The following is a 9,276-nucleotide window of genomic DNA, read 5'->3' as shown; positions in this document are numbered from 1 at the left end:
CCCCTCAGCCGTCCAGCCGGTCGATCGTCGCCAGGGACGGCCCGCGGGTGGCGGACAGCTTCGCCGCCACCGCCTCCGCCTCGCGCAGCACCCGGACCGCGTTGTGCCAGGTCAGCTTGGCCACATCGGCGTCCGACCAGCCACGGCGCAGCAGCTCGGCGATCAGATGGGGGTAGCCGGCCACCGAGTCCAGGCCCTCGGGCAGGAACGCGGTGCCGTCGAAGTCGCCGCCGAGGCCGAGGTGATCGATGCCGGCCACCTCACGCATGTGGTCCAGATGGTCGGCCACGGTCGCCGGGGTCGCCACCGGGCGTGGTTCGGCCTTCTCGAAGGCCCGCTGCACGCGCATGCCGGCCTCGGTCGTGTCGAGGTGGTGCAGACCGTGCGCGCGCATGTTCTCGTCCGCGCGGCGCGTCCACTCCACGGCCTCGGGGAGGACGAACTTCGGCACGAAGGTCGCCATCGCCACCCCGCCGTTGGCCGGCAGCGCGGCCAGCACGTCGTCGGGGATGTTGCGCGGGTGGTCGCAGACAGCGCGCGCCGAGGAGTGCGAGAAGATCACCGGCGCCTCGCTGACGCGCAGCGCGTCGCGCATGGTGTCGGCCGAGACGTGCGAGAGATCGACGAGCATGCCGATCCGGTTCATCTCCCGCACCACTTCCTCGCCGAACGCGCTGAGGCCCTGGTGCCGGGGCTCGTCCGTCGCCGAGTCCGCCCAGTCGATGGTGTCGTTGTGGGTGAGCGTCAGGTAGCGCACGCCCAGGGCGTACAGGGCGCGCAGCGTGCCCAGCGAGTTGTTGATGGAGTGCCCGCCCTCGGCGCCCATCAGGGAGGCGATCCGGCCCTGGGCCCTGGCCCGTTCCATGTCGTCCGCCGTGGTGGCGGGGGCGAGGTCGGCGGGGTAACGGTCCAGCAGCTGCCGTACCGCGTCGATCTGTTCCAGGGTGGAGCTGACCGCGTCGTCGCCCGCGAAGTCGGAGCGGGTGTACACCGACCAGAACTGCGCGCCGACGCCGCCGGCCCGCAGCCGGGGCAGGTCGGTGTTGAGATGGGCGCTCTGGTCGGTGGCGATGTCGCGGCGGTCGAGGTCGTACCCCACCTGTACCCGCAGCGCCCACGGCAGGTCGTTGTGGCCGTCCACCACGGGGTGTTCGGCGAGCAGGGCGCGGGCCCGGGCGAGGAAGTCGCTCACTTGCCGCCGTCCTTGGCGGCCGTCGCCCGCAGCCGGCGGCCCTTCTCGGTGGCCTGGGCGTTGAGGACGCGCTGGAAGTCCTGCATCCGGGCGCGCAGCCGCTCGTCGTGGGCTGCGAGGAGGCGGACCGCGAGCAGTCCGGCGTTGCGGGCGCCGCCGATGGAGACGGTGGCCACCGGTACCCCGGCGGGCATCTGCACGATGGACAGCAGCGAGTCCATGCCGTCCAGGTGATGGAACGGCACCGGGACGCCGATGACCGGCAGCGGGGTGAGGGCGGCCAGCATGCCGGGCAGGTGGGCGGCGCCGCCCGCGCCCGCGATGATCGCCTTCAGCCCGCGCCCGGCGGCGCCTTCACCGTAGGCGACCATCTCGCGCGGCATGCGGTGCGCGGAGACCACGTCCGCCTCGTAGGGCACCTCGAACTCGTCGAGCGCCTGGGCCGCGGCCTGCATGACCGGCCAGTCGGAGTCGGAGCCCATGACCAGGCCGATGACCGGCGGTGCTGTGCGCGTACTCATTCGTCGATCGTTCCCCGCAGGTAGTCGGCGGCGTGCCGGGCGCGTTCGCGCGCCTCGGCCAGGTCGTCGCCGAAGGTGGTGACGTGGCCGACCTTGCGGCCGGGCTTCACGTCCTTGCCGTACATGTGGATCTTCAGCCCGGGATCGCGGGCCATGCAGTGCAGGTACGCCGGGTACATGTCCGGGTAGTCGCCGCCGAGGACGTTGACCATCACGGTCCACGGGGCGCGCGGCCGGGGGTCCCCGAGCGGCAGGTCGAGGACGGCCCGCAGATGGTTGGCGAACTGGGAGGTGACGGCGCCGTCCTGGGTCCAGTGCCGGGAGTTGTGCGGGCGCATCGCCAGCTCGTTGACGAGCACGCGGCCGTCCGTCGTCTCGAAGAGTTCGACGGCCAGATGGCCGGTGACGTCCAGCTCGGCGGCGATCCGCAGCGCGAGCTGCTGGGCGGCGGCGCCCCGCTCGTCCGGCAGTCCCGGGGCGGGGGCGATGACGGTGTCGCACACGCCGCGCACCTGGATGGACTCGACGACGGGGTAGGCGACGGCCTGGCCGTGCGGGGAGCGCACCACGTTGGCGGCCAGCTCGCGGGTGTAGTCGACCTTCTCCTCGGCGAGCACCGGCACCCCGGCGCGGAACGGCTCGGCGGCGGCCGGGTCATCGGCGGAGTCGATCACCCACACGCCCTTGCCGTCGTAGCCGCCGCGCACCGTCTTGAGGACGACCGGGAAGCCACCGCCGTCCCCCTCGTGGGCGAAGCGCGCCACGTCGGCCGGATCGGTGACGATCCGGTGCCGGGGGCAGGGGATGCCGAGCGCGCTGAGCCGGGCGCGCATCACGCCCTTGTCCTGGGCGTGCACCAGGGCGTCGGGGCCCGGGCGGACCGGGATGCCGTCCGCCTCCAGGGCGCGCAGGTGTTCGGTCGGGACGTGCTCGTGATCGAAAGTGATCACATCGCAGCCCTGGGCGAAGGCCCGCAGGGTCTCCAGGTCGCGGTAGTCGCCGACCACGACCTCCCGTACGACCTTGGCCGCCGCATCCTGCGGGGTGTCGCTGAGGATCTTGAAATGGATACCGAGCGGGATGCCCGCCTCGTGGGTCATCCGGGCGAGCTGCCCGCCGCCCACCATGCCGACTACCGGAAATGTCACGGTCCCCAGGGTATCGGCCGGGTGCCGGGCGGCCGGTGGGGGCGGTGCCGGAACCACCGGCGACCGGGTGCGCGTCGGCGTGGACACGGTCCGTTCACCGCTTCACCGGGCGCCCGGCCCGGGTCGCTGGTTAGCATGATCGCAGGGTTATGTGATGTTCTGTACGACTTTGAAAGGCTCCGATGCGCCCCAGGCTCCCGCTGCCGCCCCCGCTCGCCCGCGAGGCGGCGAAGTTCGGCACCGTCGGCGCCTTCGGCTTCCTGGTCAATGTCGCGGTCTTCAACCTCTGCTCCCAGGCGCTCGGCATCGAACCGCTGCTCTCCGGGGTGCTGGCCACCTGCGCCGCGATCACCACCAACTACTTCGGCAACCGGCACTGGACCTACCGTGACCGCGACAAGGGGCGGCAGCGGCGCGAGGCGGCACTCTTCGCGCTGTTCTCCTGCGCCGGGCTGGTGCTGGAGAACGCCGCGCTGGCCGTCTCCCACTACGGCCTGGGCTTCACCTCCGCCCTCGCGGACAACCTCGCCAAGAACGTGATCGGCCTCGGCATCGCCTCCGCGTTCCGCTTCTGGTCCTACCGCACCTGGGTCTTCAAGGAGCGCGAGCCGGAGCGCACCCGCCCGGCTCACTCCGCCGCGGACGCGCTCTGAACGGCCTCCCGGCTCAGGAACAGCGCGAACACCGGGGGCCGCTGCTGGAGCAGCTCCAGCCGCCCGCCGTCCGCCTCCGCCAGATCACGGGCCACCGCGAGCCCGAGACCGGTCGAGTTGCGGCCCGAGACGGTCCGCTCGAAGACCCGGGAGCCCAGCTCCACCGGCACCCCCCGGCCCTCGTCCGTCACCTCGATGACCACCTGGTTGCCGGTGGTACGGGTGCGCAGCGCCACCGTGCCCGCACCGTGCATCAGCGAGTTCTCGATCAGGGTGGCCAGCACCTGGGCCACCGCCCCGGGCGTGCCCACCGCGCGCAGCCCGGCCTTCCCCGAGTGCACCAGGGCCCGCCCGGCGCCCCGGTAGGCGGGCTTCCACTCCTCGATCTGCTGGAGCACCACCTCGTCGATGTCGAAGCCGACCGCCGAGCTGGAGCGGACGTCGCGCGAGTTCGTCAGCAGCCGCTGCACCACGTCCGTGAGCCGCTCCACCTGGGTGAGCGCGATCGCCGCCTCCTCCTGCACGGTGTCGCGGTCGTCGGCGGTGGCGATGATCTCCTCCAGACGCATCGACAGCGCGGTCAGCGGGGTGCGCAGCTGGTGCGAGGCGTCGGCGGCCAGCCGGCGCTCGGCGGTGAGCATCCGGGCGATCCGCTCGGCGCTGCCGTCCAGCACGTCCGCCACCCGGTCCAGCTCGGGCACCCCGTAGCGGCGGTGCCGGGGGCGCGGATCGCCCGAGCCGAGGCGTTCGGCCGTCTCGGCGAGATCGGTCAGCGGGGCCGAGACCCGGGCGGCCTGCCGCACGGCGAGCAGCGCGGCGGCGGCCACCGCCAGCAGCGACACCACCAGGATGATCATCAGGATGCGGGTGATCTCGTCGTCCACGATGCCGCGCGGCTGCTGCACGGTGACCGTCTCGCCGTTCACCCCGCTCTCGGTGGCGGTCAGCGCGTCGTCCTCCGGCGGCAGGCCCAGCGCGATGGGGGACCGGCCGGGCTGCTCGATGCGCACATGCCGGTCCTCGGGCACGAAAGAGGCCATCTTCGCGGCGGTGACCTGCTCGCCCGCCGCGATCCTGCTCTCCACGACCGCGACCAGCCGGGCCGCCTCCGACTGGAGCCGGTCCCGGGCGGTGGACTCGATGGAGCGGGCCTCCACGAAGAACAGCGAGACGCCGAAGACCGCGATGACGACCAGGACGACGGCGAGGGTGGAATTGATCAGACGGCGGCGCACGGGGCAGGGATCAGCTCTTCTCGAACCGGAAGCCGACGCCCCGGACGGTGGCGATGTAGCGCGGATTGGCGGCGTCGTCGCCCAGCTTCTTGCGCAGCCAGGAGATGTGCATGTCGAGGGTCTTGGTGGAGGACCACCAGGTGGTGTCCCACACCTCGCGCATCAGCTGCTCCCGGGTGACCACCCGCCCGGCGTCCCGGACCAGGACCCGCAGCAGATCGAATTCCTTCGCGGTCAGATGCAGCTCGTCCTCGCCCATCCAGGCGCGGTGCGACTCCACGTCGATACGGATGCCGTGCACGGCCGGGGCGGGGACGTTCTCCGCGGCGCCGCGCCGCAGCAGCGCCCGGACCCGGGCCAGCAGCTCGGCGAGCCGGAACGGCTTGGTCACGTAGTCGTCGGCACCGGCGTCCAGGCCGACGACGGTGTCCACCTCGTCCGCGCGGGCGGTCAGCACCAGGACCGGCAGGCCCAGGCCCTCGGTGCGCAGCCGGCGGCAGACCTCCAGGCCGTCCATGCCGGGCAGCCCGAGGTCGAGCACGACGAGATCGACGTCGCCGCGCAGCCCGGCCCGCAGCGCGCCCGGCCCGTCCTCGCGCACCTCCACCTCGTACCCCTCGCGGCGCAGGGCGCGGGCCAGCGGTTCGGAGATGGAGGCGTCGTCCTCGGCGAGCAGTACTCGGGTCATGGGCCGATGGTAGACCGCCGGGGGCGTCCGGCCCCGTGGGACGGTCCAGGTCGGTGCCCGGGGGCACTCATGGGGCGGTGGGGACCGCCAGCTCCGCCCACACCGTCTTGCCCGGCGGGCCGCCGTGCTCGCGGGCGGGGTCGCGGACCACGCCCCAGTCCAGGCTGAGCCGCTGCACGATGAACATGCCGTGGCCGCCGGGCCGCCCGGCGCGGCGGGCGAGGTCGGGGGCGGGCAGTCCGCTGCCGCCGTCGCTGACCTCGACGCGCAGGATCTTGGGGCCGCAGCCCAGCCGCAGCTCGTCGGGGCCGCCGGCGTGCAGGCACGCGTTGGTGACCAGTTCGGAGACGATCAGCAGGGCGTCCTCGGCGGCGGCCTGGGCCTCGGGGGCGGTGGCGGGCAGCCAGCCCCAGTCGTGCAGCGCGACCCGGGCGAATTCCCTGGCCCGCGGGACCGCGCCGGAGGTGCCGACGAGCCGCAGCCGGCGGATCTGCGTCATCGGTTCGGTCCGCGCGGAGCGCTCCGTCCCGGATCCCGCGCCGTTCCCGCCGTGCTCGTCCGCCGGATACGGATGGGTCGTACTCACTGCACGCCTCCCTCGCCGCATCACCGCGTGCCGCATCACCCTGAGCCGCACGGACACATCGCCTCGACCTGTCGCTGTGACATGTCGCCCTGACCTGCCGGCCGGTTCCCCGGCCGGCCACCGGATGCCTCACGATCGTCCGGCGTAGCGGGTCTCCTGCCCGGAAGGGCGAGGAGAACACCCGCCCGATCCGGGGAATAGTGTGACCTGCCGGGAGCCCTCCCGTACAGCGGGTCCTACCTGCGGGAACAGCGGGATCGCGGGAGGGCCTCAGCCGCCGGGGAGAGCGGCGAGAGCGTCGTCCAGGCTGTTGTGGACGGTGAACACCGCGCCGGCGCCGGTGATCTCGAAGACGCGGGCCACCACGGGGCGCATCGCCGCCAGATGGACGCCGCCGCCCGCCGCCTCGGCGTCGATGCGGGTGGTGAGGAGCACATTGAGCCCGGTCGAGTCGCAGAACTCAAGAGCCGAACAGTCGATAACGATTCGGGAACATCCGTCCGCGACGCAGCCGTCGAGTGACTCACGCAACATTCCGGCGGAATGATGGTCGAGTTCACCGGCGGGCGAGACGACCGCCCCGGCTTCGATACGCCGCACATCGACCGTCAACTGGCGCCGGTTTCCGCTGTCCGGCATCGCGCGGTCCATGCAGCCCCCTTCAATTGGAACGGGCTTCCTGGGTGACTCCGAACCTTAGCCCGTCATGACGCGACCCAACACCCGAACAGGAGCGACATAATAATCAATTCAGACAAAGCGGACTTGCTATGTCTACGGGAAGACGGGTAGGGCTAGATAAGCAACAGCAGTCCACGCCGGCTTTGGAGGCGCCGCACCTCGCAGTGCACGTCACGGCCTCGGCAGCCATATGCCGAAAAACTACGGAGGACACCACATGTCACCCGCCCCCCGGACAGCAGACCGGACGGAAGAACCGCAGACCGCTCCCGAGCAGCCCACGGTGGCTTCACTCTCCGAGGTCCCCCCACCTGTCCCGGAGAACACGCACCAGCTGCTTCCGGAGATTCCCGAACCCCAGCGATTCGACGAGATCGCCCCGATGGACGCACGGGCGCTCTCCAAGGACCTCTTCGCCAGGCTCAAGGTCCTCGAAGAAGGCACACACGAGTACGCGTACGTCCGCAACACCCTGGTCGAGCTGAATCTCGCGCTGGTGAAGTTCGCCGCATCGCGATTCCGCTCCCGCAGCGAGCCGATGGAGGACATCGTCCAGGTCGGCACCATTGGACTTATCAAGGCGATCGACCGATTCGAGGCGGACCGCGGCGTGGAATTCCCCACGTTCGCGATGCCCACCATCATCGGTGAGATCAAGCGCTTCTTCCGCGACACCTCCTGGTCGGTGCGGGTGCCGCGACGCCTCCAGGAACTGCGCCTCGACCTGGCGAAGGCCGGCGACGAGCTGGCGCAGCAGCTGGACCGGGCCCCGACCGTGGCCGAACTCGCCGAGCGGCTGAAGATCAGCGAGGACGAGGTCGTGGAGGGCATGGCCGCCTCCAACGCGTACACCGCCAGCTCGCTGGACGCCCAGCCCGAGGAGGACGACTCCGAGGGCGCGCTGGCCGACCGGATCGGCTACGAGGACCACGGCCTGGAGGGCATCGAGTACGTCGAGTCCCTGAAGCCGCTGATCGCCGAACTGTCGCCCCGCGACCGCAAGATCCTCTCGCTGCGGTTCGTCGCCAACATGACGCAGTCCGAGATCGGTGAGGAACTGGGCATCTCCCAGATGCATGTGTCCCGGCTGCTCGCCAGAACCCTGCGCAGGCTCCGCAACGGCCTGATGACGGAGGACTGACGCGCGACCGGCGCGGATGGCCCGGCCGGGCCGTAGGCTGACAGCCATGAAGCTGCTGTCCGTCAACACCGGCCGGGCCCGCGTCGTTCCCTACACCGACACCGCCGGCGGCCTGACCGGCATCGACAAGCGCCCGGTGGCCGGGCCTGTCGCGGTCGCCGCCCCCGGCCCGCGCGGCGCGGGCGGCAGCGGCCTGGCCGGCGACGACGTGTGCGACCTGCGCCACCACGGCGGCGACGACCAGGCGGTGTACGCCTTCGCGCGCGAGGACCTGGACCGCTGGCAGGACGTGCTGGGCCGCGAGCTGGCGCCCGGCGTCTTCGGCGAGAACCTGACCACCAGCGGCGCCGACGTCAGCGGCACCCTCATCGGGGAGCGGTGGCGGATCGGCGACGACCTCGTCCTGGAGGCGACCGCGCCCCGCATCCCCTGCCGCACCTTCGCGGAATGGCTCGGCGAGCGCGGCTGGGTCAGGCGCTTCACCCAGGACGCCGCGCCGGGCGCGTACTTCCGGGTGCTGCACCCCGGCAGCGTCCGGGCCGGCGATCCCATCCGCGTGCTGCACCGCCCCGACCACGAGGTGACGGTCGCCTTCCTCTTCCGGGCCCGCACCACCGCCCCCGAACTGCGCGCGCGCGTCATCGCGGCGGGCAGCGCCCTCTCGGCGGAGGAGCACGCCCGCGCCCTCGCCTGGGCCGCGCCGGCCCCCGCGGCCGGTCCGGCGGCCCCCGTCGGCTGAGTCTCCGCACCGGGCGGCGTGCGGGCGGTGCGGCACCGCCCCGCCAGGCGGCCCGCCCCCGTACCGCACCGGCGTCACCCGGCCCGATCGCGGACGGGTGCGCGGCGGCGGGTGCGCGGCGGCGGACGCGCCTTCCCGTACCGGAGCCTGACGCCGCGTCGCGCCGCTACGGCACGGGCCGCACCCGGCGGCCGGCGCGCCACACCGCGTGGACGAGGGGGACGCCCGGGCGGTAGGCGAGATGGACCGGGGAAGGGGCGTCCAGGACGGCCAGGTCGGCGCGGGCGCCCGGGGCGAGATGGCCGATGTCGTCGCGGGCGAGGGCGGCGGCGCCGCCGGCCGTCGCGGACCACAGCGCCTCGTCGGGGGTCATGCCCATCTCGCGGACGGCGACGGCGACGCAGAAGGGCATCGAGGAGGTGTACGAGGAGCCCGGGTTGCAGTCGGTGGCCAGCGCGACGGTGACACCGGCGGCCAGCAGCCGGCGGGCGTCGGGGTACGGGGAGCGGGTGGAGAACTCGCAGCCGGGGAGCAGGGTGGCGACGGTCCCGGCGTCGGCGAGGGCGGTGATGTCGGCGTCGGTGAGATGGGTGCAGTGGTCGGCGGAGACGGCGCCCGCCTCGTCAGCGACCTGGACGCCGGGCACCGGTCCGAGCTGGTTGGCGTGGAGGCGCGGCAGCATCCCCCTGGCC

11 protein-coding genes are annotated in these 9,276 nt (G+C 72.7%); 3 read left to right on the top strand and 8 right to left on the bottom strand.

Features of this window, described 5'->3' with window-relative positions; translation table 11 throughout:
* Positions 1-4 precede the first annotated feature (4 nt).
* The 3 genes from ACFV5N_RS19960 to ACFV5N_RS19950 are packed head-to-tail and all read right to left on the bottom strand — an operon-like array spanning position 5 to position 2,861.
* Entirely contained in the window at positions 5-1,192 is a 1,188-nt protein-coding gene (locus ACFV5N_RS19960; RefSeq protein WP_385601491.1) for a dipeptidase, read from the bottom strand.
* The gene (purE, locus tag ACFV5N_RS19955; RefSeq protein WP_385601488.1) at positions 1,189-1,713 is read right to left on the bottom strand and encodes a 5-(carboxyamino)imidazole ribonucleotide mutase; all 525 of its coding nucleotides are present in this window, start codon (positions 1,711-1,713) and stop codon (positions 1,189-1,191) included. The genes ACFV5N_RS19960 and purE overlap by 4 nt, the downstream gene beginning before the upstream one ends.
* Positions 1,710-2,861, bottom strand: coding sequence for a 5-(carboxyamino)imidazole ribonucleotide synthase (locus ACFV5N_RS19950; protein WP_385601485.1), 1,152 nt, complete (start codon positions 2,859-2,861; stop codon positions 1,710-1,712). Before ACFV5N_RS19950 ends, purE begins: the two co-directional genes overlap by 4 nt.
* Before the next feature lie 182 nt (positions 2,862-3,043).
* Here ACFV5N_RS19950 and ACFV5N_RS19945 point away from each other — a divergent pair, with 182 nt between their 5' ends.
* Positions 3,044-3,514 carry a GtrA family protein gene (locus tag ACFV5N_RS19945; RefSeq protein ID WP_385601483.1) on the top strand — a complete coding sequence of 157 codons (471 nt, stop codon included), beginning with the start codon at positions 3,044-3,046 and terminating at the stop codon, positions 3,512-3,514.
* Here the strand turns inward: ACFV5N_RS19945 and ACFV5N_RS19940 are convergent.
* The 4 genes from ACFV5N_RS19940 to ACFV5N_RS19925 all read right to left on the bottom strand — a co-directional run bounded on the left by ACFV5N_RS19940 (position 3,490) and on the right by ACFV5N_RS19925 (position 6,674).
* On the bottom strand, positions 3,490-4,749 hold the full coding sequence (locus tag ACFV5N_RS19940; protein WP_385601481.1) for an ATP-binding protein: 1,260 nt from the start codon (positions 4,747-4,749) through the stop codon (positions 3,490-3,492). The two genes, ACFV5N_RS19945 and ACFV5N_RS19940, sit on opposite strands and share 25 nt — an antisense overlap.
* Before the next feature lie 10 nt (positions 4,750-4,759).
* Positions 4,760-5,437 carry a response regulator transcription factor gene (locus tag ACFV5N_RS19935; protein ID WP_385601478.1) on the bottom strand — a complete coding sequence of 226 codons (678 nt, stop codon included), beginning with the start codon at positions 5,435-5,437 and terminating at the stop codon, positions 4,760-4,762.
* Positions 5,438-5,504: 67 nt separating this feature from the next.
* Positions 5,505-6,023: an ATP-binding protein gene (locus ACFV5N_RS19930; RefSeq protein WP_385601476.1), complete on the bottom strand. Its 519-nt coding sequence runs from the start codon at positions 6,021-6,023 to the stop codon at positions 5,505-5,507.
* Between the two features lie 270 nt (positions 6,024-6,293).
* The gene (locus ACFV5N_RS19925; RefSeq protein ID WP_385601473.1) at positions 6,294-6,674 is read right to left on the bottom strand and encodes an STAS domain-containing protein; all 381 of its coding nucleotides are present in this window, start codon (positions 6,672-6,674) and stop codon (positions 6,294-6,296) included.
* A gap of 247 nt (positions 6,675-6,921) precedes the next feature.
* On the opposite strand from ACFV5N_RS19925, the gene ACFV5N_RS19920 reads away from it, so the two are divergent.
* Complete coding sequence (locus ACFV5N_RS19920) at positions 6,922-7,845, top strand: RNA polymerase sigma factor SigF (protein ID WP_385601470.1); 924 nt, start codon at positions 6,922-6,924, stop codon at positions 7,843-7,845.
* A gap of 46 nt (positions 7,846-7,891) precedes the next feature.
* Positions 7,892-8,584 (top strand): MOSC domain-containing protein, encoded by a 693-nt coding sequence (locus tag ACFV5N_RS19915; RefSeq protein ID WP_385601467.1) that lies wholly within the window; start codon positions 7,892-7,894, stop codon positions 8,582-8,584.
* Between the two features lie 166 nt (positions 8,585-8,750).
* Here the strand turns inward: ACFV5N_RS19915 and ACFV5N_RS19910 are convergent.
* A partial coding sequence (locus tag ACFV5N_RS19910; RefSeq protein ID WP_385601464.1) for an amidohydrolase family protein occupies positions 8,751-9,276 on the bottom strand: 526 nt, incomplete at its 5' end.

This window comes from Streptomyces sp. NPDC059853, assembly GCF_042731495.1.
In the GTDB taxonomy this organism is placed as follows: domain Bacteria; phylum Actinomycetota; class Actinomycetes; order Streptomycetales; family Streptomycetaceae; genus Streptomyces.
This window is presented reverse-complemented; position numbering and strand designations above follow the sequence as displayed.

Bases quoted from the DNA above. Each gene is read 5' to 3' on its own strand.
- ACFV5N_RS19935 (WP_385601478.1), bottom strand. From the start codon at position 5,437: ATGACCCGAGTACTGCTCGCCGAGGACGACGCCTCCATCTCCGAACCG.
- ACFV5N_RS19925 (WP_385601473.1), bottom strand. From the start codon at position 6,674: ATGGACCGCGCGATGCCGGACAGCGGAAACCGGCGCCAGTTGACGGTC.
- purE (WP_385601488.1), bottom strand. From the start codon at position 1,713: ATGAGTACGCGCACAGCACCGCCGGTCATCGGCCTGGTCATGGGCTCC.
- ACFV5N_RS19920 (WP_385601470.1), top strand. From the start codon at position 6,922: ATGTCACCCGCCCCCCGGACAGCAGACCGGACGGAAGAACCGCAGACC.
- ACFV5N_RS19945 (WP_385601483.1), top strand. From the start codon at position 3,044: ATGCGCCCCAGGCTCCCGCTGCCGCCCCCGCTCGCCCGCGAGGCGGCG.
- ACFV5N_RS19915 (WP_385601467.1), top strand. From the start codon at position 7,892: ATGAAGCTGCTGTCCGTCAACACCGGCCGGGCCCGCGTCGTTCCCTAC.